This is a genomic window from Colwellia sp. BRX8-9 (assembly GCF_014077245.1).
Taxonomy (GTDB): Bacteria; Pseudomonadota; Gammaproteobacteria; order Enterobacterales; family Alteromonadaceae; genus Colwellia_A.
Genome location: NZ_JACGVN010000017.1, coordinates 45,668 through 70,991 on the forward strand (window position 1 = coordinate 45,668; position 25,324 = coordinate 70,991).

The following is a 25,324-nucleotide window of genomic DNA, read 5'->3' on the forward strand; positions in this document are numbered from 1 at the left end:
GCATAAATGTAATGGCAAATTATGCTTCTATTATAACGCCATTATGATTTATGCTGCCGTTAACATTAGCCCCAACATGCCAAGAGTAAAGCCTAACACAGCGCCCATCGGTGGAGCCCAATGATTTTCTAATTTTACTTGTGGTGCCAAATCTTGAAATATTGAATAAAGAATTCCGCCTGAAGCGAAAAGCATAACCGCGCCAATAATCTTGGGGGACTCAGATAGCCATAAATAGCCAGAAACTGCGGCGATAGGCCCAAGTATTGCCATTAAAGCAAAGACCATGATAATTTTTTGCGGTTTATAACTTGAAGATGCACTTAACTCACGATAAGCGCTAAATCCTTCAGGTAAGTTTTGTAAGGCAATTAAACCAGCTAGCAAATATGCACTACTACTTCCTGTTGCGAATGCTGCTCCAAGTGCTATTGATTCTGGAATGAAATCAGCAAGCATTGCTGCTAGTTGACTGGCAGGTGTATCTATTTTTTTAAGATAAATATCTAGTGCCATAAAGCTAAGCCCGCCAACAATAAACCAAATGCATGCGGGTAATATATCAAGATTTCCCATTCCTTCAGGTACTAATACTAAGGCAACTGCCGACAACAGCGCTCCGCCACCAAAAGCCATAACGCTATGTCTGAGCTCTTGTTCAAGCCAGTCATTGCCAATTTTTTCGAAGCAGGCAAGGGCAGCACCAAGTGGCATAGCCAAACCAGCAAGAAATGTTGATACGATAACAGTGAGTAATATAGACATGATTTTATCACTTAAGCAGTAAGTGCCCCATTGTGAGGCTATTGTTTAATACAATGAGATTAGTTAGGCCATTAAAGGCCTTATAATTTGACTACTGTGTTCTGTGACCCTTTATTAAAAGCAGCGAGTAAATCGACATTTTAAATGATCACAGTGATTTTTTATTGATCAGTTGAGCTAATACAATTACCACTAGCGCAGCAGTAAAACCACCAAAAACAACAATCATCATTTGTGGCATAGTATAACCGAAGAATTGCCAATTTATGTCACCACAATCTCCTGTTGCTTCAAACAAAGAAGGTAACCATTTGTGTAAAGGGGCCCAACTTGGGAAGTTAGGTACAAACTCACAACTATAGAGAAATGATAATGTAGCTGATTGAATTTCAACGTGCTCAATGGCAATCAATAACCCCCATATAGCGCTAACACCCCAGAGTGTCAATGCGACTGAGCGTAAGAGAGTATTTTTATTGCCCATGCTGCCAACTATGCCAGCAAAGAATATTCCCCATAGTGCTGTACGTTGGTAAATACACATAATGCAAGGAGCTAAGCCCATTACGTATTGAAAATAAAGAGCCGATAATTCTAAACCAAAAACGGTTAGGCTAAGTAATTGCCAAGCGCGAGTGTTTACCGATAAATCACTTAAAAATTTCAAAAGTTTTCCTTAATCATGTTCAATGTTGTTATTTTAGATTGTTATCTAGTTAACTATAGACATCATCACATATTGACACTTAAATTGATGTGATAGTGGCATTAGCGTGATAGTTGCTAGCACTTAGTTTGTTGCACAAAAATGACTTTTATCATTAGTATAAATAAAGCGCCATAAGGGCGCTTTATTGATACAAGTTAACAGTAAAACTACTATATGTTAACTTTAGTGTTCTTGTGAAGATGACGCCCCACCTTCAGTCATGTGATGCTGAATTAAACCCGATTCATAAAAATCTTGTGTCGATTGCTCCAAATGACCTGAAGAAATAGCAAGTAAACCAATAATGGTCAATACGATAGTATAAGGGAAAGCCATAATAACCATACGGCCATATGACAATCTAACTAAGGGAGCAAGCGCTGAAGTTAATAGGAATAAAAACGCAGCTTGGCCATTTGGCGTAGCAACACTCGGCAAGTTAGTGCCTGTGTTAATAGCAACAGCAAGTAAATCAAATTGGTCACGGCTTATTATTCCTGAAGAAAGTGCTTTTTCAATTTCAGTAATGTATACCGTGCCAACAAATACGTTGTCACTGACCATAGATAATAGGCCATTAGCTAAATAAAACATGACTAATTGCATGTTACCTTCAAAAGTTAATACCCAAGTGATGACGGGCGTAAATAATTGTTGGTCAACAATAACGGCAACGATGGACAAAAAAACCACTAATAGCGCGGTAAAAGGTAATGCTTCTTCAAAAGCATGACCAATTTGATGTTCTTCAGTTACACCTGTGAAAACCGTTGCAAGTATAATAACGGATAAACCAATTAAGCCAACTGGCGCTAAATGTAATGCTAAACCAACAATCAACCAAACGGCGATTAATCCTTGCACGACTAATTTTACATTATCACTTTTATTGCGTTTTTTACTTTCTTCAATGTCGAAGTCACGTAATATTTGATAAACATTTTCTGGCAGGGCAAAACCATAACCAAACCATTTGAACTTTTCTAATAAAGCACATGTGATTAAACCTGAAACAAATACAGGAATAGTAACGGGTGACATCCGAATGGTGAATTCAATGAAATCCCAACCGGCTTGCTGACCAATAATCAAATTTTGTGGTTCGCCCACGATAGTGCATACACCACCTAAAGCTGTACCAACACCTGCGTGCATCAATAGGTTACGTAAATATCCTCTAAAGCTTTGTAAATCGCTTTTTATATCATCATCATCGGGATTGTCATGGGGATGGTCTTCACCTATAGAGGCAGCTTTATGATAGACAGAATAAAAACCTAGGCCAACGCTGATTATTACCGCAATGACGGTTAATGCATCTAAAAATGCTGATAAAAATGCCCCTGAAAAACAGAATAATAATGACACCACTATTTTTGAACGGATCTTAGTGACTATTTTCGTGAACAAAAAGAGCAACAAACTCTTCATGAAATATATTCCAGCAACCATAAAAATCAGCAGCAGAAGTACTTCGAAGTTAATCATTAATTCATGTTTTACATGAGCGGGTGAAGTCATCCCTATGGCAATAGCTTCAATCGTTAATAAACCGCCGGGTTGCAGCGGGTAACATTTTAATGCCATTGCTAAAGTGAATATAAACTCTATGACTAATGCCCAACCTGCAATATAGGGGTCAACATAGAAAAAGAGGATAGGGTTAATCACTAAGAATGAGATAATTGCCAGCTTGTACCACTCAGGCGAGTTGCCAAGAAAGTTTTTATAAAATGCACTCATGAAGGATTGTTGCATAATTGACCTGTTTATTTTAAGTATATGACGAATTGTGTCTCGCCTTGAATGGATCTTGTTTCTGTTATTTTGATAAAAAATGCATAGTAGTTTAAGTACCATTGAAAAGCTTGTAAATAATCTATCTTTATAGCGTAATCGTGGCCTTTTCTTCTGAGAATATAAGGCATGAGTCCTTTATATTATTTAATAACTTAGCCGCAGTGATATTTATTGAATTGCCGTTTTGCTTGAAATGCTTCGACTCTGCAGTATTAAATTAAATATTGCCTTTATAAATACACACTTTAGCCCCGCGTTAAACACCATCGATTGAGCTATAAATTCACAATGAGTAAGCTAATTCTAGATTTGTCATGCTATTTCGCAGAATATAGCATGTTAATATTGCTAAATTATTGAGTTAATCGATGTTTATGCATAATAAGTACTTTAATAAGATAAAAATTTATTAGGGGGTGCTTTCGTGACTTAACTCATCGCTTCTTATTAGGCATTAGCTTTAAATATTAATAGTTTTTTAGACGCTAGTTCAGTATTGACTTAAAAATAAAATAGTAAATTTCATTTTGACTTACTGACTTTATCTACAAATAAAATTATTTATTATTCATAAATTAAAGGCTTATCTCTCTACAGCCGCTAATAAACAGGGGTTAACTCTGTTGTTTTTCACAAAATATAGTGTGAGGTTGCCACTGAGTATCCACATAAGTGACCAACGTTGACAGTAACGTCGAATTTATCCGCTTGTGCCAAATAGATGTTCTGGTACAATCAGTTAAAATTTTAAGATTAAGATATTGTGTGGAGCAGTATGGTTATCAAAGCACATAGCCCAGCAGGGTTTGCAGAGCAATATATTGTTGAGTCTATTTGGAACGGTGGTTTCCCCCCCGGTTCTATACTTCCGGCTGAACGAGAGTTATCTGAACTCATTGGTGTTACGCGTACAACATTACGTGAAGTTTTACAGCGCTTAGCACGAGATGGCTGGTTGACTATTAAGCACGGTAAACCCACCAAAGTGAATAACTTTTGGGAAACCTCTAGTTTAAATATTCTTGAAACCTTGGCTCAACTCGATCAAGAAGGCATACCTGATCTGGTTGACAATTTAATGTCAGCTCGGACAAATATTAGCGCCATTTATATTCGTGGCGCGATTAAAAATAATGCTGAAAAAGTGATTGAGCTCATTAAAGCTTATGAAGATGTAGAAGATAACGGAGAAGCCTTTGCCGAGTTTGATTATCGATTAAATAAAGAGTTGGTGGTTGCCTCTGGAAATTCTATCTATTTATTAATCTTAAATGGCTTTAGAGGCTTATATTCTCGTCTAGGTACTTTATATTTTTCTCATCCTAAAGGTCGTGAGATATCTCGAGTCTATTATAAGAAATTAATTGAATTAGCTAGCGAAGATAAGTTTGATGAGTCTATATTTGCCGTACGTAAATATGGTATCGAGTCAGGTAAGCTTTGGCTAGAACTTAAAGATGACGTATTAAAAGAGCTATCTGAATAAATTATCTATAGTGATTAAAAGGCAAGGGTTAACTTGCCTTTTAATTATCTTCACTGCTCTCTCATTCTGGATATTGTGCAATAACTTCTTCATCCTCCTCTTCATTGTTCTGTACTAACCGCACGTCAAATTGCCATAAGGTATATAAATGTTTCATCACTTCATCTTTTGAATCGTCTAGCGGAACATTTTGGTGTGGTGTATATTTCAATGTTAGCGATCGGTCACCATCAACATCAGCATTTGTTACCTGAATATTAACCTCTAGATTACTCAAATTATACTGTTCAGATAACGCGCTTCTTACTTTTTTGTAGCCACTTTCATTGTGAATAGCTGCCACGTCAATAAAATTTTCTTTTTCATCATCGTGTAAATAAAATAACTTGAAATCGCGCATTAGTTTTGGTGATAAATATTGACTAATGAAGCTTTCATCTTTGAAATTTTTCATGGCAAAATGTAAAGTATCTAACCAATTACTATTGGCTATTTCTGGAAACCATCGTTTATCTTCTTCTGTTGGGTGTTCACATATTCTTCTAATATCTATAAACATATTAAAGCCTAACGCATAAGGATTAATACCAGAATAATGAGGACTGTTGTAATTGGGTTGTGCGACAACATTGGTATGGTTATGTAAAAATTCCATCATGAACTTATCGGTGACTAGACCTTCATCATATAAATGGTTTAGCAGTGTGTAATGCCAAAAGCAGGCCCAGCCCTCGTTCATGACTTGTGTTTGTTTTTGCGGATAAAAGTATTGCGAGATTTTTCGAACAATGCGTACAATTTCTCTTTGCCATGGTTTTAGTAAGGGCGCATATTTTTCAATGAAATATAAAATGTTTTCTTGCGGTTCATTTGGAAATGTCGGTTTCTTATCCTTAGCATCATCTTTGTTTTTCGGTAATGTTCGCCATAATGTATTCACCTGCGATTGTAAATATGCTTCACGGTCATTTTGACGTTGTAACTCTTCCTCTAATGATATCTTTTGTGGACGTTTGTAGCGGTCAACACCGTGATTCATTAATGCATGACAAGCATCTAAGCATGATTCAACCTCACTAATGCCAAATTTTTGTTCACATTCGCTAATGTAGTTTTTAGCAAACAATAAGTAGTCAATTATTGAGCTCGCATCAGTCCAGGTTTGGAATAAATAATTACCTTTAAAAAAAGAATTATGTCCGTAACAAGCATGTGCCATAACGAGTGCTTGCATGGTCATAGAATTCTCTTCCATTAAATATGAAATACAAGGATCAGAATTGATAACAATTTCGTAGGCTAATCCCATTTGACCACGTTTATAGTTTTGCTCTGTTTGAATAAATTTTTTACCAAATGTCCAATGGTTATATCCAATAGGCATACCGACACTAGCGTATGCATCCATCATTTGCTCTGCGGTGATCACTTCAATTTGGTTGGCGTAAGTCTCCAATCGATAATGCTTTGCAACCCGTGCAATTTCAGTTTGATATTGATCAAGTAAATCAAAGTTCCAGTCACACTGGTCACTTAAGGGTTTACGTTTGTCCATTATTTGCCTCCTTTGCCGTTATTAACTTAGGCTGCTTTACTCTGATTTTTCTTGAAAAGCTTTCTAAAAACAGGATAAATATCTTCAATGCTTTTAATATGTTGTATTGCAAAATGTTCTGTATATGCTGCAATTTCTTGATATTGCTGCCAAAGTGTTTGATGAGGTCGTTGTGATATTTCAATGTAACTAAAGTAGCGTGCTTTAGGTAGAATATGCTCTGTGAGTAATTTTTGACAACGAGGAGAATCATCGGCCCAGTTATCTCCATCAGAGGCCTGCGCGGCGTAAATATTCCATTCGCTTTCCTTATAACGCTCATCCATTATTTTAATCATTAAATCTAATGCACTTGAAGCAATAGTGCCGCCGGTTTCTTGCGAATAAAAAAACTCTTCTTCATCAACCTCTTTTGCTTGCGTGTGGTGTCGAATATAGACCACATCAATCGTTTTATAGGTGCGGGTGAGAAATAAATACAATAAGAGATAAAATCGTTTGGCAATATCTTTAGTGGCTTGGTCCATAGAGCCAGAAACATCCATTAAACAGAACATCACCGCCTTTGATGTAGGTAGGGCTTGTTTTGCATAGTTTCTAAAACGTAAATCAAAGGTGTCAATGAAAGGGACTTTACTGATTTTACCTTTAAGCATGTCGATCTGATTGTTTAGGTCTTTAATTTTTTGGACATGATCATGTTTATCAGCCATTAATGCCGCTAAGGCGAGTTCAAGGAGTTTTAACTCTTTACGCTTGGTTGATGTCATAGCAATACGTCTTGCTATTGATCCCTGTAGCGATTTTACAATATCTATATTTGAGGGGACGCCTTCAGCACAATAACCCGAGCGAACAGTTTTATAATCAATTAACGTATCCAATTGGTTCTTTTCTAAATTTGGCAATTCAAGATCTTCAAAAAGTAAGTTCAAATATTCATCTTTAGAAATAGAAAAAATAAAATCATCATCTCCCTCACCAGTGTTACTGGCATCACCTTTACCGCTACCTTGTCCTTGCTGTTGTGGAGGGCGTTTGATTTGATCGCCGGTTGAAAATTGGTCATTACCCGGGTGAACTCTATCTTTAACACCCCCTTTGCCCTGATGAAAAACAGGTTCAGATAAATCTTTTTTGGTGATGGTAATGTCTTCACCACGATCAACATCAGTAACACTGCGTTTATTAATCGCTTGTTCAACGGATTTCTTTATTTGGCTTTTATAGCGTTTAATAAAGCGCTGGCGATTAACCGTGCTTTTGTTTTTGCTATTTAAACGTCTATCAATAAAATTCGCCATATTATCCTCCTACTTTATTGGCTTTTTAAAACAATAAAGTACAAGTTAAGAAGACTTTCTTACCCGTAAATACCACTCTGACAGTAACCGCACTTGTTTTTTTGTATAACCTTTACTCATCATGCGTTCTATAAAATCGTCATGTTTTTGCTGGTCGTCATTTGATGTTTTAGTGTTAAACGAAATAACGGGTAATAAATCTTCAGTATTCGAGAACATTTTTTTCTCAATAACCGTGCGCAGTTTTTCGTAACTTGTCCAGTTGGGGTTCTTACCGTTGTTATTGGCTTTAGCACGTAATACAAAATTGACAATTTCATTACGAAAATCTTTAGGGTTACTAATGCCAGCAGGCTTTTCTACTTTTTCTAATTCATTATTTAAGGCTTCTCGGTCGAAAAGCTGTCCAGTTTCAGCATCGCGATACTCTTGGTCTTGTATCCAAAAATCAGCATAAGTGACATAGCGATCAAAGATATTTTGTCCATATTCAGAATAAGACTCTAAATAAGCCGTTTGAATTTCCTTGCCAATAAATTCTATGTATTGAGCTGACAAGTAACCTTTAATGAACTCTAAATATCGCTCGGCTGTTTCTTGGGGTAATTGCTCTCGTTCAATTTGTTGCTCGAGTACATAAAATAAATGTACTGGATTTGCGGCAACTTCTAAATGATCAAAATTAAAAACGCGTGATAATATTTTAAAAGCAAAACGTGTTGATAGCCCAGACATACCTTCATCCATGCCCGCATAATCACGGTATTCTTGATACGACTTAGCTTTTGGGTCGGTGTCTTTTAAGCTTTCGCCGTCATAAACGCGCATTTTAGAATAAATACTAGAGTTCTCGGGATCTTTTAAACGTGATAGTACAGAAAACTGCGCTAAGGTTTCTAACGTATCTGGGGCACAATGTGCATTTTTTAATTCACTGTTTTCGAGTAATTTTTTATAAATTTTTACTTCTTCAGAAACACGCATGCAGTAAGGGACTTTGACCATATAAACGCGGTCTAAAAAGGCTTCGTTGTTTTTGTTATTTCTAAAGGTTTGCCATTCTGACTCATTAGAATGCGCAAGCAAAATGCCATTAAAGGGCAGGGCTGATAATCCTTCTGTTGGATTATAGTTACCTTCTTGTGTTGCTGTTAACAACGGATGTAATACTTTAATGGGGGCTTTGAACATTTCGACAAATTCCATCATGCCTTGATTCGCTCGACACAATGCGCCTGAATAGCTATAGGCATCAGGATCATTTTGTGAAAAGTGCTCTAACTGTCGAATATCAACTTTACCAACCAGGGCTGAAATATCTTGATTGTTATCGTCGCCAGGCTCTGTTTTTGCAATGGCTATTTGATCAAGAATTGAAGGATATAACTTAACCACCTCAAATTTTGCAATATCACCTTGATATTCATGCAGCCTTTTAGCCACCCAAGGCGACATAATGGTCTTTAAATAACGTTCTGGTATTTTATATTCTTTTTTTAATATCTTACCATCTGCATTTGCGTCGAATAAACAAAAAGGGTGGTCATTTACCGGGCTTCTTATGCCATTAGCACTGAGCACATAGATAGGCTCTTGCTGCATTAATGCTTTTAATTTTTCAGCTAATGATGATTTTCCTCCACCCACAGGCCCTAATAAATAGAGTATTTGTTTCTGTTCTTCCAGTCCTTGTGAAGCATGCTTAAGGTAGGCAACAATCTGCTCTATAGCTTCTTCCATGCCATAAAATTCCTTAAAGGCAGGATAGCGAGCAATTACCCGATTAGAAAATATACGGCTTAAGGTAGGTTCATTTGAGGTGTCTATCATTTCAGGCTCGCCAATGGCCTTCAATAAGCGCTCAGAAGCGGTGGCGTAAGCAAGTTTGTCTTTTTGACAAATAGCTAAAAATGCTTGAATACTAAAGTTCTCTTCTTTAGCTTCATCGTAACGTGATTGATAATGCTGAAAAATACTCATAACTGCCTCCATAAGGAAAAAATTTGCAGATGAGTAAAAACTTACCGTAGTACAAAGTCGATATTGTTTAACTCATTCAAATAAGACCGAGAAACTATCGATATTCGCCCCAACAAGACACTAAACTTTGCATTGAAACGAATATGTCTACCATTAAGTCTAGACGGTATTTTTTAAGGTTGAGAATAATTAGAGATTTTTTTGTAAGCAAAGAGGAAAATATAAAAATCTTTTATATTGAATTAAAAAGAAAAAGGACACTTTTATTGAATTTTAAGCATAAAAAAACCAGAGTAGGTACTCTGGTTTTCAATAAAATTCTTACTTAAAGGTTAATAAATTAATCTTTAATGAATATAAATTAAGCGAAGTTTGCCGTAGCAAAATCCCAGTTAGCTAATGCCCAAAAACCAGCCATGTAGCTTGGACGAAGATTACGGTAATCAATGTAGTAAGCATGTTCCCATAAATCCACTGTTAATAACGGTGTAACGCTCTCATCAGTTAATGGTGTTGCAGCATTTGAAGTGTTAACGATAGCAAGGCTACCATCTGCTTTTTTCACTAACCATGTCCAGCTTGAACCAAAGTTGTTGATTGCACTATCAGTAAATTTTGTTTTAAATTCAGCGAAAGAACCAAAGCTTGCATTGATTGCATCAGCCAAAGCGCCTGTTGGTTCACCGCCGCCGTTAGGGCTTAAGCTGTTCCAGTAGAATGTGTGATTCCAAATTTGTGCTGCATTATTGAAAATGCCTGCTGATGAAGTCTTTACGATGTCTTCTAAAGACTTGCCTTCAAAATCAGTACCTTCAATTAATCCATTAAGCTTTACAACATAAGTGTTGTGATGCTTACCGTAGTGAAACTCAAGTGTTTCAGCTGAAATATGTGGTACAAGTGCATCTTGTGCATAGGGTAATGCGGGTAATTCAATAGCCATTAGTTTCTCCAGAAATGGGTTATACAAATTTATTTTTGCGCAAAAATAAAGAAGTTGTGTGCTTTTATTTAAAAACCAGTTAAAACCTAGTAAACTAGTCAAGTATTATTAAAGCCTGACTAGTGTACCCATTTATATAGGTTTTGCCAGTGTAAATATCAAGCCTGTTATTGTTTATTCTACTAAATAAGTGCTTTTTAGTCTTTATTACCTTGATTATTTTAGTGTCAGACTCCATTAATCAAAGTAATAAACATTAAATTTTATATTGTAAAGATCGAGGTTTTTTCGGTCGTAATTAGAGGTATCCCATGGAAACTATTGAACGTATCAAAGAACAACTTTCTGAAAACACTATTTTGCTTTATATGAAAGGTTCTCCTAAATTGCCTAGCTGTGGCTTTTCTTCACAAGCATCACAAGCACTAATGCAGTGTGGTGAAAAATTTGCTTATGTTGATATTTTACAAAATCCTGATATTCGTGCCGAATTACCAAAGTATGCTGATTGGCCAACATTCCCACAATTATGGGTTGACGGTGAATTAGTCGGTGGTTGTGACATTATTATGGAAATGTTCCAACAAGGTGAATTACAAACCTTGATCAAAGAAGCTGCAGAAAAAAATAATTCTGAAGAAAAAGCTTAGTATCATTTTTGAAACTGACGTTAGTTAAATTTTTTATTAAAAAAGATGAAAATAAGTTGAAAATCACCTTATCGTCTCAATAATAGATGTACGTCAGTTTTATGATTTAAATCAATTTAATAAAAATATTGGAGAATAGAATGAGTGTATTAGTTGGCCGTGCAGCACCAGATTTTACTGCAGCAGCAGTTTTAGGTAGTGGCGAAATTGTTGATAGCTTTACGTTATCGACAGCAATTAAAGGTAAAAAAGCCGTAGTGTTTTTCTACCCTCTAGATTTTACTTTTGTTTGTCCGTCTGAGTTATTAGCTTTTGATCACCGTATGGAAGAATTCAAAAGCCGTGGTGTTGAAGTTATTGGTGTTTCTATCGATTCACAATTTTCTCATAACGCATGGCGTAACACTCCAGTAAACGAAGGCGGTATTGGCCCAGTACAATATACTTTAGTTGCTGATACAAAACATGAAATCTGTAAAGCGTACGATGTTGAACATCCTGAAGCGGGTGTTGCATTTCGTGGTTCTTTCTTAATTGATGAAGAAGGCAATGTACGTCATCAAGTAATTAATGATTTACCATTAGGTCGTGACGTTGACGAAATGATCCGTATGGTTGACGCATTACAATTCCACCAAGAGCACGGCGAAGTTTGTCCAGCTGGCTGGAACAAAGGTGATAAAGGTATGACTGCTTCTCCTGAAGGCGTTGCATCTTACTTAGCTAACAATGCTGACAAGCTTTAATATAATAACTTAGGCTTTAGTTAGCCGATGTAATTATTAAAAGTAATAAAAAACCGCTTAATTGCGGTTTTTTTATGTTCAGGAAGAACGGTATGTCACGGTGCCAAGGATGGCAAAGAGTGACGATGTTCAGGAAGAACGGTATGTCACGGTGCCAAGGATGGCAAAGAGTGACGATGTTCAATCCCGTCATGCTGAATTTATTTCAGTATCTGTTTTTGTTTTGTCAACAACGAGATCCTGAAACAAGTTCAGGATGACGGTGTCTTTGTTAGTTGTATTTCAGTATATAAATACAGGCTCTTGAGATCGTCATACTGAATTTATTTCAGTATCTGTTTTTTGTTTTGTCAACAACGAGATCCTGAAACAAGTTCAGGATGACGTTGTCTTTGTGAGTAGTATTTCAGTACTTAAGTATATAAGTACTGGCCCTTGAGATCGTCATGCTGAATTTATTTCAGTATCTAAAGCACTAGATCCTGAAATAAATTCAGGATGACGGTGTCTTTGCTAGTTGTATTTCAATATCAGGATGACGTTGTCTTTGTGAGTAGTATTTCAGTACTTAAGTATATAAGTACTGGCCCTTGAGATCGTCATGCTGAATTTATTTCAGTATCTAAAGCACTAGATCCTGAAACAAGTTCAGGATGACGGTGTCTTTGTGGGTTGTATTTACGTATTTAAGAACTGGCTCTTGAGATCGTCATGCTGAATTTATTTCAGTATCTAAGCACTAGCTCCTGAAACAAGTTCAGGATGACGGTGTCTTTCCTCGTTGTATTTTAATATCAGGATGACGGTGGCTTCATTGAGAGGGTAAATAATAGAAAGTGACAGTGTTTAAAATTAAGCCAATCAAAAGTTGAAAATCAACCTACACTTAATTTATCACCTTATTGATTTCTGGAATCGTTTTGTTTGTACCTAAGACGCTTTATGAGAACTTACCGTTCGCGTATTTTATTGTAAGTGGTTATTTACTTACCTTTAATATGACATGGCCTATGCTTATTTCTGCGGCGCTATTTTATAGTGCTGCTTGTGTTACATTAGTTACTCGTTCGGCTTGTCGAAGACTCGATAAACAAAAAAAACTCGGTATAAAAAATAAAATACCTGAACTCTTCTATGAATATTTACCCTATATTTACAACGCTATTGGGGTATTTACCCTGATGGTCACCAAAAATTCACTCTTTCAATTTTTTGCATTCACTTTGATTGTTTTAGCGGTTAGAAATCTATTGTGCCGACATAATAACCGCAGTAGCTCAGCTAAATTATTTTAATCGCTTGCCGGTGTATCACTCTCTTGTTGTTCTTCATCGACTATTGCTAGGGGCCAACCACCCATTTTTTGCCATTTATTAACGATAAAACAAAAAAGTTCAGCGGTTTTTTCGGTATCGTATAATGCCGAATGAGCTTCACTATTATTGAAGTCTAACCCTGCCGCTAAACAGGCTTTTGCAAGAACAGTTTGTCCAAGCGCTAAACCAGATAATGTTGTGGTATCAAAGCTAACAAAAGGATGAAAGGGTGATCGCTTTATCAAACAACGTTCTACGGCTGCATTGACAAATCCCAAATCAAAAGCGGAATTATGAGCAACCATAACGGCACGCTGGCAGCCGGCAATTTTCATCTTTTTTCTAATTAACTTAAAAATCTCTGTTAACGCTTTGTGTTCATCAACAGCACCACGTAATGGGTTTGTTGGGTCTATGCCGGTGAACTCTAATGCCGCTTGCTCTAAATTGGCGCCTTCAAAAGGTTCTACGTTAAAGTGAATTGTTTCATCAAGAGAGAATTGACCTGTACTTTCATCTAGCGATAAAGTTGTCGCTGCTATTTCCAGTAAAGCATCAGTTTGTGAATTGAAACCTGCTGTTTCAACATCGATGACTACTGGGAAATAACCTCTAAAGCGCTGTGCAAAAGCACTTTTAATATTTTTATCAGCAGAACTCTTATTTTTAGTATCAGGATTTATACTCATGTTTACATCTTTTTTAAGTTAGCATTCAATTTCAAGGAGTAAATTATCGCAGAAAAAAAATGTAAACTCTATGCGAACGCTATGATGAAGCTTTAAAGTTATGAAAATATTGCTGATAACTGCTAAAGTTATAGAATATTGGGTCGATAACAGATACGTGGCAGGATAAAAGATAAATATTTTATGAAAAAAACTATCATCACATTATTATTATGCGTATTTGTTAGCCAAGCTAATGCTGGTATTCGTCAGTATGGTGCTGACTTAGAACACGCTAATTGGCAGTTAACTAATAACTCAAGGCTAGAGTGCACCTTATCACACCAAATACCTAATTATGGTGAAGCAAAATTCTACAGTACGGCAAACCGTAAAATGAATATGGAATTTGAACTCGATATGATGCGTTTACCTGATACTTATTCATTAGCAGAAGTTCGTTCTGTTGCGCCTAATTGGCGCCCTGGAAAAAATGGTCGAACTCTTGCCAATATGAAACTTCATAAGCAGTTTGCGCCAAGTCTACCGAAAAAGGTTGCTTGGAATATGCTTAATGAATTAGAGCAGGGCATGAACCCCACGTTTTACTATAACGATTGGTATAGCGACAACGATCTTATTTCTGTTGGTATATCAACGGCTAAGTTTAACCGTGCCTATCAAGAATTTATTGGTTGTGTCAGTAACTTACTTAATTACAATTTTGATGATATTTCTTATACGGTATTAAATTATCAATTTGGTGGTGATAGCTTAACCAAATCATCTAAAAAGCGTTTAACGATGATCGCAGAGTACCTTGCTTTAGATCAAAACTTAGAGTTGGTGCTTATTGACGGTTATACTGACAGTTATGGTGGCAGAAATGATAACTTGAAAATATCAAACCGCCGAGCAAACACGATTCGAGAGCATTTTGTTAAGAGTGGTATTGACCCTAGTCGAATTGAAGCAAAAGGTTATGGCGAAAAGCGTCACATTGCTGCTAACAATACCGTTATTGGTCGTGCACAAAACAGACGTGTTGTTATTAGAATGGAACAACCGTAAAGACGAATGTACTGCAAAAAAATTATTTTATAAAGAATCAGTTGAATAGGCTGGTAGGTTATCTTAATCTATCAGCCTATTTTTTTATTGGATCTTCCATAATGCGACCATTGTTTAAGTCTTTATTTGCACTATTGGTTTTATCGAGCTTTACAAGTTTGGCAAAAACCAATGACGCATACACCTATGCTAATTACGACCAAGTAAAAACAACCCACATCTATTTAGATCTAGCGGTTAATTTTGATGAAAAATCACTCGCTGGTTTTGCAGAATTATCGTTAGAGTGGTTAAGTAAAACTTCGCAGCCGATTATTCTCGATACCCGAGATTTAATCATTGACCGTGTAATGGCTCAAACTGAAGCAGGACAATGGCGTGGGGTAAGTTTCACACTGGCTAATCGTGATAACGTGTTAGGTTCAAAACTCACCATAAACAATACTTTTAAAGCACAAAAAATTCGTGTTTATTACCAATCAACTGAAAAAGCATCAGGTTTGCAATGGTTGTCAGCTGAACAAACGGCAGGGAAAAAGTATCCTTTCCTATTTAGTCAAAATCAAGCGATTCACGCACGTTCATGGATACCTGTGCAAGACACACCTAGTGTTCGCGTAACTTATACCGCTCGTATTACTACGCCTGATAATTTATTAGCGGTAATGAGTGCAAATAACGAACCTAATACCGCTCGTGACGGCGATTACTTTTTTAGTATGCCGCAAGCAATCCCTCCATATTTAATTGCAATTAGTGTCGGCGATTTAGAATTTAAAGCGATGAGCAAGCAAACGGGTATTTATGCTGAAGCCAGCATTTTAGATGCAGCGGTTAGTGAGTTTGACGATACACAAGCGATGATTGATGAGTCAGAAAAAATCTTTGGTCCTTATCGTTGGGGACGTTATGACTTACTGATATTACCGCCTAGTTTTCCTTTTGGTGGTATGGAAAACCCACGTTTGTCTTTTATTACCCCAACAGTTATTGCTGGTGATAAAAGCTTAGTCAATTTAATTGCTCATGAACTCGCTCATTCTTGGTCGGGTAACTTAGTGACTAATGAAAGTTGGCGTGACTTATGGTTAAACGAAGGTTTTACCAGTTATGTTGAAAATCGTATTATGGAAGCGGTATTTGGTGAAGACCGAGCTGTTATGGAACAAGCGCTTGGTGCACAAAGTTTAAATTATGAAATTGCTGAATTAGCGCCGGGTGATACTCAACTTTATATCGACCTTAAAGGACGTGATCCTGATGACGCATTCTCAGGTGTTCCCTATGTGAAAGGTCAGTTGTTTTTAATGTTTTTAGAGGCTAAATTTGGTCGAGATAAATTTGATACTTTTATTTTAGATTACTTCAACAGCCATGCCTTTGAAAGTTTAGGTACTGCCAATTTTGTTATTTATTTGAAAAAAAATCTTACTGATAAATATCCAAATATTGTCAGCGATAAAGAAGTTAATGAATGGATTTATGAACAAGGACTACCTAGTTATGCGCCGCAGCCTACATCAAGTGCATTTACCACTATCGACGGTCAAATTAATAGTCTGTTAAGTGATAAAATAACGTTAGCGCAATTACCAACTAAAGCATGGACCTTGCATGAATGGCTGCATTTTATTAATAACTTGCCGGTAACATTACCGACTGAGCGGATGAGCGCACTCGATAAAGCGTTTAACCTTACCGCCAGTACTAATGCTGAAATTGCACATGCTTGGTACTTATTAGCATTAAGAACCGGTTACGATACTGTTTACCCTGCGATGTCAAAATATCTAATTGCTATCGGTCGTCGTAAGTTAATTGTACCGCTTTATAAAGCGTTAGCTGAGACACCTGCAGGTAAAGCTTGGGCACTTAATGTCTATGAAAAAGCGCGTCCTGGTTATCATGGTTTAGCGCAAGGCACTATTGACGGTGTCTTAAAAGCTAAATAACATTCAACTAAAATGATAAAATAAAAACGCCACGTTAACATTTATTAACGTGGCGTTTTTTTATGTGATTTTGTGATGTATATATTATTTATTGCTGTTTTCTTCAACGATCACATCAACTTGTCGTAGCTTGTTTTGCTGTGAAATAACAACTCGGATGCTATGTTGTTTTTGGTTAAAGTTTAGCGTTAAACGGCCACGTTTCCTTTCTTGGTTTAACGCTTGCCCATATTCTTTTTGATAAAACTGGATAACTTCCTCTTCGGTACTTCTTGTAAAATAGTTTATAACCGCAGGTGTCTCATCGGTAAATTCAGCAAAAACTCGCGCATCACTCATGGCCGGTATGGTCACCATTGCTGTTTCTTCTGCGATAGCAAGGTTGACGTTTATCAACATAAAAGCGACTAATAGTGTTTTCAAGGAACAAGCTAATCGACTTGATAAATTTACGGTACTTAGGTTAAACATAATATTTGATCCTTTAACGGGCTTAGCTAAATCTAGTGTGTTGCTAGGTAATTATCAAGAATATTGTTAATAATCTAATCATTACCGCTATATAAGGCATTGTTTAAATAACAAATAATAATAGCGGTAATAAGTACCTAATCGTATAAATAACGCTAACTAACTGATTAATAATTAATTAACATGAACGGTCAACAAAATCATCTCGAAAGTTCATTAGGTATCAACAAAGTCATTTCTGTAATGATCAACCCATAGCGCGGTTGCACCACATATAGCGACAGGCATGACCACTAGATTAATAATAGGGATCATTGAAAATACTGCCGTTGTGATACCAAAGCTATAACTTAATCCTTGCTTTTGTTTGAGTGCGTAACGCATTTCATTAAAGTCAATTTTATGATTATCAAAAGGATAGTCTTTATATTGAACGGCCATCATCCAAGCTAAAAATAAAAACCAAAATATTTGTCCTATAACCGGCAGTATCCAATAAAGAATAAAAAAACCAATAGCGCGCGGTAAATAGTAACGTAATTTACACCATTCCCTTGATAACGTTCGTGGTACATCTTTTATAACATCGAGGGTTGAAGCGGGTGGTATTGTTTTACCACAGAGCAATAATTCCATCTTTTCTGATAGCAAACCATTAAAAGGTGCGGCAATCCAGTTGGCGACTGAGCTAAATATAAAAGAAAACATCACTAACAAAAATAATAAAGCGACTGGCCATAAGAAAGCACTTAACCAAGACAGCCAATCAGGAAGCCAGTTATCGAGCATAGTCATATAGGTATCAAGTTCTAAAAATAGACCATAAAAGGCGACACTAAATAATACTAAATTAACCAGTAGTGGTATAAACACAAAACGGCGAATACCTTTTTCTCTGATTAATTCAAAGCCCTTAATAAAATATCCGGCACCACTGTTAGCTAAAGGTTGATTAATAATTGTATTCATTGGCTGATTTTTATCCTTACATGCTTTCTTTAACTGTGATTATAAAATAAATTGATAAATTGAACAGATGTTTCATGTTACAAAATATAGATAACTCTGGTAAAATTTTATTGCTGAGTATTATCAAAGTATAACAATAAAAGGTTTCTGTGTTTTATGCGTTTAAAGCATATAAAACTTGCTGGTTTTAAATCATTTGTTGACCCGACTAAAGTGCCATTTGAACAAAGAATGACAGCTATTGTTGGGCCAAACGGTTGTGGAAAATCGAATATCATTGACGCTGTTCGTTGGGTACTTGGTGAAAGTTCAGCGAAAAATTTGCGTGGTGATGCCATGACCGATGTGATTTTTAATGGCGCAGCAACACGCAAGCCGGTCGGACAAGCATCTGTTGAATTGTTATTCGATAATATTGATGGTCGCATACAAGGCAATATGGCCGATCGTAATCAAGTTTCTATTCGACGCGTTATAAATCGAGATAGTCAAAATACATATTATTTAAACGGTAGTAAATGCCGCCGTCGAGATATCACCGATATTTTCCTGGGTACCGGTCTTGGTCCTCGCAGTTATGCGATTATTGAGCAAGGTACTATCTCAAAACTTATTGAATCTAAGCCGCAAGAGTTACGTGTTTTTATTGAAGAAGCCGCGGGTATTTCTAAATATAAAGAACGCCGCAGAGACACTGAAAATAGAATCAGACATACGCGAGAAAACCTTGAACGTTTAAACGATATACGTGTAGAGCTTGGTTTACAAATCGACAAACTGCATCAACAGGCAGAAGCCGCTAAGCGTTTTAAAACGTTAAAAACTAGAGAGCGTAAATATAGAGCTGAGTTGACTGTTTTAAAATGGCAAAAATTTGATCAACAAGCTAACGAGCAAAAACAACAAGTAAGTCAATATCAAACAGAAATAGAAGCTTTGATTGTTGAACAGAAAAAAATCGATATCCAGTTGTTTGATGCTAAACAAAAAGTGACCATAGGCGGAGAGTCTAGCGGTGAGCTACATCAACAAAAATTACTATTAAGTAATGATATTGCTCGTGCAGAACAAAACATCAAACATTTAAAGCAACAAAAACAGAAAGCCCAACACGATAACAGTGTTACCCAGCAACAGCTGATTAATGCGCAACAATTGGTGCTAGCCGAGCAAGAACAGCTCCAAAAAAGCACTTTAAAAATTACCGAACACGTACCTGAACTTGAACTCATAGAGCAGCAACTGCTTGAGAGTCAAATTCAGTTAGAAGGCTATATTGAACAGCAGCGAAATGAGCATCAGCAATGGCAAGCTTTACAACGCCAACATCAAGATACAAATGATCAACAGCTGAGTGTTAATCAGCGAATCTCTCAGTTAAGCGAGCAGATAAGTCAGCAGCAGCAGCGCCAACAATCATTAACACATTTATTGGCGAATTTAACCAAAGAGAGCTTCAGCGAAAATGTCGAGAGTACTGCTGAGCTTGGAAATAAGCTACTTAAGCAAGAAAAACACCAGCAATCTTTACTAAAACAATATAAAGATAATGAATCAAACCAACTCGTACTCGTTACCCAAATCAGCCTAGCCTCGAAGCAGCAAGCACAGTACAGTGGTGAAATAGCAGCATTAAAGCTTTATTTACAGCAGTTACTGACACAACAAAATCAACAAGCAGGTTGGCGCATTAAGCAAAAAGAATGGTTAAGTGTGCGCGGGCAAAAAGTTCTTGGCGCTGTTTTTCAATTATTAACCGTAGAAACAGCCTGGCAGGCAAGTGTCGAATTAGTATTACATCATTGGTTACAAGGCGAGTTGGTTGAATATTTCCCCACAGAAGTCACCATTGAACCACTATTTTTAGTACTTGATCAACAAATAAACAAGACTAGCGCGACTCGTTCAGTGAAAGTAACAAGCGGCACATTGGCCGAACAAGTTAAAGGCTTACCGGCAATAACGGCCTTGCTAAATAATATTTTTATTGCCCGAGATTACCAACAAGCGCAACAGATAATGTTAACGCTTGCTGATCATCAGTCAGTTATTTGTAAAGATGGTACTTGGTTAAGTCGGTATTTTCTGCGAAAAGGAAGCGCTGAAAATTTTGATGCCTTGCTACAGTTAACGGATAATATCAGCCAGACCTCAGAAAAAGTGACTGGATTAACACTCAGTATTCAAGAATGCCAAGATAAAGAAAGTCAGCTGATAAAAAGCAAAGAACAATTTGTGAGTGACGCTAAGGCACTTAAAACGGCAATCGAACAATCTACTTATCAAGTTCAGGCTTTACAGCAAAAAATTGCTTTGGCTAAACAAGCGGCAGAGCAACGCGATAAACAAAGTACCCTTTATCAACAAGAGCTAACAACGCTAGAAAGTTTACTGAGCCAAAACAAAAAATTATTATCAGTACAAGAAGATGCGCTTACAAAATTACCAAAGCATGATGCCGAACAGCTTATGCATATCAGCAGTGCACAAGAGAGTTTACAAAGAAAAATTCAAGACAGTCAAGAAAGTAGCCAAAGGTTCCATCAACAAAAACATCAGCAAGCGTTAATGATTGAAAAATTGAATCATGAGCAAACTCAAGGCCAATTATCATTAGTTCGTGCGCAAGAAAGTATTCAACAACTCACCAAACAACAACGCATGCATCAAGAAATCGTTGAAGAGTGCGCATCGCCGTTGCAAGTTGATGAACAAAAGTTACAAGCATGGTTAATAGACGTTGCGGAACTTGATGGAAAAATAGCAAAGATACAGCATGATACAACAGACTCTAAAACACTGATTAGTGATGCAGAATCAAAAGTTCAGCAACTAACTAGAAATATTAATAGTAAGAAAGAGCAAATTAATGCTGTTCATTTAACCGCAGAAAGTTATCGTTTACGTGCTGATGCGGCACTCGAGCAACTTAATGAAATGCAACAGAATTTATTGGCGGTGCAAACCGCTATGCCAGATCAGGCAAAAGAGCCTTTATGGCAGGCTCATATTGTTAACTTAGGTAAAGATATTAATCGTTTAGGGGCAATAAATCTTGCAGCTATTAATGAATATCAAATACAATTTGAGCGAAAGACCTATCTTGATCAACAAGATGAAGATTTAACCCAAGCGATTAATACGTTAGAATTAGCCATTGCTAAGATAGATAAAGAAAGCCGTCACAAATTTAAAAATACCTTTGAAAAAATTAATAGTGATCTTAAAGCATTATTTCCTAAGGTGTTTGGTGGTGGTAGTGCCTATTTAGCCTTAACAGATGATGATATGCTTGAAACGGGTGTTACTATTATGGCTAGACCGCCAGGTAAAAAAAATAGCACTATTCACTTATTATCTGGTGGCGAAAAAGCGCTGACCGCATTATCATTAGTGTTCGCAATTTTTAGGTTAAATCCTGCACCATTTTGTATGCTTGATGAAGTCGATGCGCCTCTTGATGATGCTAACGTTAGTCGTTTTTGTAACTTGGTGCGAGAGATGTCGCAAACTGTACAGTTTATTTATATCAGCCATAATAAAATAGCGATGGAAATGGCGAGTCAGTTAACCGGTGTTACTATGTTTGAACCGGGCGTATCAAAAATGGTAGCTGTAGATATTGATGAAGCAATCGCTATGGCTGAATTAGAATAAGTACAAAATTAAGTAAAGCTAAACAAAGCTGAAAATAGAATAATAAAAGGCTATCCGATGGAATATAATTTCAGAACTGCATTGATTGTTATCAGTGCTGTGGTTATCACGGCAATATTTGTTCATGGTTTTTGGACCATAAGAAAAAATAAAAACCCTTATAAGCTTAAAGCAAAAGCTGAAAAAGTTGAGCCTAATAACCGAGGTTTTGATGGCTCAGGCTTTGATCAAGATGGTGTTAGTAAACCAAGAGTTGTTGAAAACTCACTTGGTGCTCAATCATATGATGAAGAGATGCCTATGCCATCGACAGCTGAATATGAAGAACAAGCTACATCATATCGCGAATTTAGTGCCGAAGATGATGAACCAAGTTTGGGGGACATGTCTTCTTTTGATGAAACTTCTGCTAAAAAAGATAATAACAGTGCTGATTTACGTGATCATGATGCATCATTATTTGGCTCGGTTACCGCCAAAGAAGCGGCTGTTATTGAGAGAATTGAAACACCTGTCTATCAAACACCGATAACATCAGCTAAACAACCATTGAAAACGTCGGCGCGTTTTACTGAAAAAGCGCCTGTTAAGCGAGACCAAATAGAGATAAATTTTGGCAGCGAAAGCAAGGAAAGTAAAAGCGCAGCCAAAAAAGAATCGATAATCCCTCAGCATAAAAAAGTGGAAGTTGAACCTGAAGTACTTGTTATTTCAGTGGTTATGCCTGAAAAACAGCAAATGTCAGGTGCCGCACTTTTACCGACATTATTAACCTTGGGTATGAAATACGGAGAGATGAACATCTTTCATCGCCATCAAGATAATGCTGGAAATGGTAAAGTTACTTTTAGTTTAGCAAACATCATGAAACCAGGAACATTTGACCTCGACAATATGGAAAGCTTTACTACACAAGGTATTAGCCTTTTTATGATGTTACCTAATGCGGGTGATGCTTCCGTTGTCTTTGAGCAAATGCTCAACGCAGCAAAGCAACTCGCTTTAGAATTTAATGGTCAATTATTAGATGACAAACGTAATGTTATGACCAAACAAACAGAACAACATTATGTGGGTAAAATTCGCGAATTTACGCGAAGAAATTTAATCGCCTCATCTTAAAACTAAGCAAACTCTGACAGGTTAATTTATTGATTAACCTGTAATTTAAACTCTTTCAAAAGTAATTCATTCTTATGTCATCACCTGCTAATGCGACTCGAGTACAAGAGCTTCATCAACTTATCAATCAATTAAATCATCAATATTACGACCTAGATGAACCCAGTGTTCCTGATGCAGAATATGATCGCTTAATGCGAGAACTTATTTCAATTGAAACAGCAGAGCCAGAATTAAAATTACTTGATTCACCGAGTCAAAAAGTCGGTGGGCAAGCGTTAAAATCTTTCAGTCAAGTGACACACCAAGTACCGATGTTATCGCTTGATAACGTGTTTTCTGGCGATGAATGGCAAGCTTTTGCTAAGCGTGTAAAAGACCGTTTGCTTTCTAAAGAAACTATTAAATACTGTGCTGAGCCAAAACTTGATGGTTTAGCGGTGAGTTTACGCTACGAAAATGGTGTTTTAGTGCAAGCAGCTACGCGCGGGGATGGCGCTGTTGGTGAAAATATCACGGTAAATGTTCGCACGATCAAATCGATACCTTTAAAATTAACCGGTGATAATTACCCTGACATATTAGAGGTTCGCGGCGAAGTTTTTATGCCCAAAGCCAGCTTTAATGCGTTAAATGCTAGTGCGCTAAAAAAAGGTGAAAAGATTTTCGCAAACCCAAGAAATGCAGCTGCAGGTAGTTTACGCCAATTAGACTCAAAAATAGCCGCTAAACGCAACTTAGCTTTTTATGTCTATGGTATTGGTTATGTTGAACAAGCATCAAGTCAAACATTAGGCGAACAGTGGTTAGAAAATTCACACTATCAACGTCTTTGTCAGTTAAAAACATTGGGTTTACCTATGTGCCCAGAAGTTAAGTTGCTGAGTGATTCGTCAGAAGTCGCCAGTTTTTATCAATATATCATGCAAGAACGTGACAATTTAAGCTATGAAATAGATGGCACGGTTTTTAAAGTTGATGATATAGCCCTGCAAAAAAAATTAGGCTTTGTTGCTCGAGCGCCGCGCTGGGCAACCGCTTATAAATTTCCGGCACAGGAAGAGACAACACAATTACTTGATGTTGATTTTCAAGTTGGCCGAACAGGGGCTATTACTCCGGTTGCGCGTTTAAATCCTATTTTTGTTGGTGGTGTAACCGTCAGCAATGCGACCTTACATAATCAGGATGAGATTGAGCGTTTAGGTATCAAAATTAATGATTTTGTTACGATAAGAAGAGCGGGTGATGTCATTCCACAAATTGTCAGTGTTCAATTGCAAAAGCGTCCTGAAAATTCTCGTGACATCGTTTTTCCTACAACTTGTCCAGTATGTGATTCTGCTGTGGTTAAGGCTGAAGGCGAAGCCGTGCTACGTTGTACGGGGGGCTTATATTGTGGCGCACAACGTAAAGAAGCGATTAAACATTTTTCGTCACGAAAAGCCCTCGATATAGATGGTTTAGGCGATAAATTAGTTGAGCAATTAGTCGACGAAAACTTGATTAAAACCCCTGCTGACTTATTTAAGTTAACAGAACTAGACGTGAGTACCATGGCTCGTATGGGTAAAAAATCGGCAGATAATTTAATTTCAGGTCTAGTAAAAGCAAGAACTACTACATTGCCTAAATTTATTTATGCACTCGGTATTCGCGAAGTAGGTGAAACCACGGCAACCAATTTAGCCAATTATTTTCTTAACTTCCCTGCAATCAAAGTAGCGAATGAAGAGACTTTGCAAAAAGTGCCTGATGTTGGGGCGGTTGTTGCTAAAAATATTATACAATTTTTTCAGCAAGACCATAACATTGAAGTGGTCAGTGAGCTTGAAAGCATAATGTCGTGGTCAGATATTGAAGTGAAATCTGCAGAACAACAGCCCTTAAAAGATAAAATATTTGTCTTAACAGGCACTTTGACACAAATGGGGCGCAACGAAGCTAAAGCAGAATTACAAGCACTGGGCGCTAAAGTCTCAGGCAGTATCTCAGTAAAAACTGACTTTTTGGTCGCTGGTGAAAAGGCTGGGTCAAAGCTAACAAAAGCGCAAGACCTAGGGGTAGATATATTGACCGAAGATGAGCTGGTAACCTTACTTGCAAAACATAAATAAGGTTATTACTGATCCCTAGGTGTTAAATAATAAATAGCCGGTT

The 25,324-nt window shown here is 37.0% G+C and carries 19 protein-coding genes; 9 read left to right on the forward strand and 10 right to left on the reverse strand.

The window, feature by feature from the left end:
- Positions 1–48 precede the first annotated feature (48 nt).
- From H4J70_RS14435 to nhaB, 3 genes are all read right to left on the reverse strand, one after another.
- A complete protein-coding gene (locus H4J70_RS14435; RefSeq protein ID WP_182216331.1) occupies positions 49–765 on the reverse strand; it encodes a ZIP family metal transporter in 717 nt (238 codons plus the stop codon).
- A 148-nt stretch (positions 766–913) separates the two neighbouring features.
- A complete protein-coding gene (gene dsbB, locus H4J70_RS14440) occupies positions 914–1,432 on the reverse strand; it encodes a disulfide bond formation protein DsbB (RefSeq protein WP_182216330.1) in 519 nt (172 codons plus the stop codon).
- A gap of 225 nt (positions 1,433–1,657) precedes the next feature.
- Positions 1,658–3,232: a sodium/proton antiporter NhaB gene (nhaB, locus tag H4J70_RS14445; RefSeq protein ID WP_182216328.1), complete on the reverse strand. Its 1,575-nt coding sequence runs from the start codon at positions 3,230–3,232 to the stop codon at positions 1,658–1,660.
- An 817-nt stretch (positions 3,233–4,049) separates the two neighbouring features.
- Here nhaB and fadR point away from each other — a divergent pair.
- Positions 4,050–4,760 (forward strand): fatty acid metabolism transcriptional regulator FadR, encoded by a 711-nt coding sequence (gene fadR, locus H4J70_RS14450; RefSeq protein ID WP_182216326.1) that lies wholly within the window; start codon positions 4,050–4,052, stop codon positions 4,758–4,760.
- A gap of 61 nt (positions 4,761–4,821) precedes the next feature.
- On the opposite strand, the gene H4J70_RS14455 is transcribed toward fadR, so the two are convergent.
- The 4 genes from H4J70_RS14455 to sodB all read right to left on the reverse strand — a co-directional run bounded on the left by H4J70_RS14455 (position 4,822) and on the right by sodB (position 10,542).
- Positions 4,822–6,315 (reverse strand): SpoVR family protein, encoded by a 1,494-nt coding sequence (locus H4J70_RS14455; protein ID WP_182216324.1) that lies wholly within the window; start codon positions 6,313–6,315, stop codon positions 4,822–4,824.
- A 26-nt stretch (positions 6,316–6,341) separates the two neighbouring features.
- The gene (locus tag H4J70_RS14460; protein ID WP_182216322.1) at positions 6,342–7,619 is read right to left on the reverse strand and encodes a YeaH/YhbH family protein; all 1,278 of its coding nucleotides are present in this window, start codon (positions 7,617–7,619) and stop codon (positions 6,342–6,344) included.
- 45 nt (positions 7,620–7,664) lie between these two features.
- A complete protein-coding gene (locus tag H4J70_RS14465; protein ID WP_182216320.1) occupies positions 7,665–9,599 on the reverse strand; it encodes a PrkA family serine protein kinase in 1,935 nt (644 codons plus the stop codon).
- A gap of 361 nt (positions 9,600–9,960) precedes the next feature.
- Positions 9,961–10,542: a superoxide dismutase [Fe] gene (gene sodB, locus H4J70_RS14470; protein ID WP_182216319.1), complete on the reverse strand. Its 582-nt coding sequence runs from the start codon at positions 10,540–10,542 to the stop codon at positions 9,961–9,963.
- Positions 10,543–10,853: 311 nt separating this feature from the next.
- Here sodB and H4J70_RS14475 point away from each other — a divergent pair, with 311 nt between their 5' ends.
- From H4J70_RS14475 to H4J70_RS14485, 3 genes are all read left to right on the forward strand, one after another.
- The gene (locus H4J70_RS14475) at positions 10,854–11,192 is read left to right on the forward strand and encodes a Grx4 family monothiol glutaredoxin (RefSeq protein ID WP_070376459.1); all 339 of its coding nucleotides are present in this window, start codon (positions 10,854–10,856) and stop codon (positions 11,190–11,192) included.
- A 140-nt stretch (positions 11,193–11,332) separates the two neighbouring features.
- Positions 11,333–11,938: a peroxiredoxin gene (locus H4J70_RS14480; RefSeq protein WP_070376460.1), complete on the forward strand. Its 606-nt coding sequence runs from the start codon at positions 11,333–11,335 to the stop codon at positions 11,936–11,938.
- 920 nt (positions 11,939–12,858) lie between these two features.
- A complete protein-coding gene (locus tag H4J70_RS14485) occupies positions 12,859–13,233 on the forward strand; it encodes a hypothetical protein (protein WP_070376461.1) in 375 nt (124 codons plus the stop codon).
- Here H4J70_RS14485 and rnt read toward each other — a convergent pair.
- Positions 13,230–13,943, reverse strand: coding sequence for a ribonuclease T (gene rnt / locus H4J70_RS14490; protein ID WP_182216316.1), 714 nt, complete (start codon positions 13,941–13,943; stop codon positions 13,230–13,232). The genes H4J70_RS14485 and rnt overlap by 4 nt on opposite strands.
- A 183-nt stretch (positions 13,944–14,126) precedes the next feature.
- On the opposite strand from rnt, the gene H4J70_RS14495 reads away from it, so the two are divergent.
- Together H4J70_RS14495 and H4J70_RS14500 are read left to right on the forward strand one after the other, a co-directional pair.
- Entirely contained in the window at positions 14,127–14,993 is an 867-nt protein-coding gene (locus tag H4J70_RS14495) for an OmpA family protein (protein WP_182216315.1), read from the forward strand.
- Positions 14,994–15,094: 101 nt separating this feature from the next.
- Positions 15,095–16,945 carry a M1 family metallopeptidase gene (locus H4J70_RS14500; RefSeq protein WP_182216313.1) on the forward strand — a complete coding sequence of 617 codons (1,851 nt, stop codon included), beginning with the start codon at positions 15,095–15,097 and terminating at the stop codon, positions 16,943–16,945.
- An 84-nt stretch (positions 16,946–17,029) separates the two neighbouring features.
- On the opposite strand, the gene H4J70_RS14505 is transcribed toward H4J70_RS14500, so the two are convergent.
- A complete protein-coding gene (locus tag H4J70_RS14505) occupies positions 17,030–17,416 on the reverse strand; it encodes a hypothetical protein (protein WP_182216312.1) in 387 nt (128 codons plus the stop codon).
- A gap of 216 nt (positions 17,417–17,632) precedes the next feature.
- On the reverse strand, positions 17,633–18,385 hold the full coding sequence (gene cysZ, locus H4J70_RS14510; RefSeq protein WP_182216310.1) for a sulfate transporter CysZ: 753 nt from the start codon (positions 18,383–18,385) through the stop codon (positions 17,633–17,635).
- 156 nt (positions 18,386–18,541) lie between these two features.
- Here cysZ and smc point away from each other — a divergent pair, with 156 nt between their 5' ends.
- From smc to ligA, 3 genes are all read left to right on the forward strand, one after another.
- The gene (gene smc / locus H4J70_RS14515; RefSeq protein ID WP_182216308.1) at positions 18,542–22,042 is read left to right on the forward strand and encodes a chromosome segregation protein SMC; all 3,501 of its coding nucleotides are present in this window, start codon (positions 18,542–18,544) and stop codon (positions 22,040–22,042) included.
- A gap of 57 nt (positions 22,043–22,099) precedes the next feature.
- The gene (zipA, locus tag H4J70_RS14520) at positions 22,100–23,164 is read left to right on the forward strand and encodes a cell division protein ZipA (protein WP_182216306.1); all 1,065 of its coding nucleotides are present in this window, start codon (positions 22,100–22,102) and stop codon (positions 23,162–23,164) included.
- Positions 23,165–23,238: 74 nt separating this feature from the next.
- Positions 23,239–25,281, forward strand: a complete 2,043-nt coding sequence (gene ligA / locus H4J70_RS14525; protein ID WP_182216305.1) for an NAD-dependent DNA ligase LigA — start codon at positions 23,239–23,241, stop codon at positions 25,279–25,281.
- Positions 25,282–25,324: the final 43 nt, after the last annotated feature.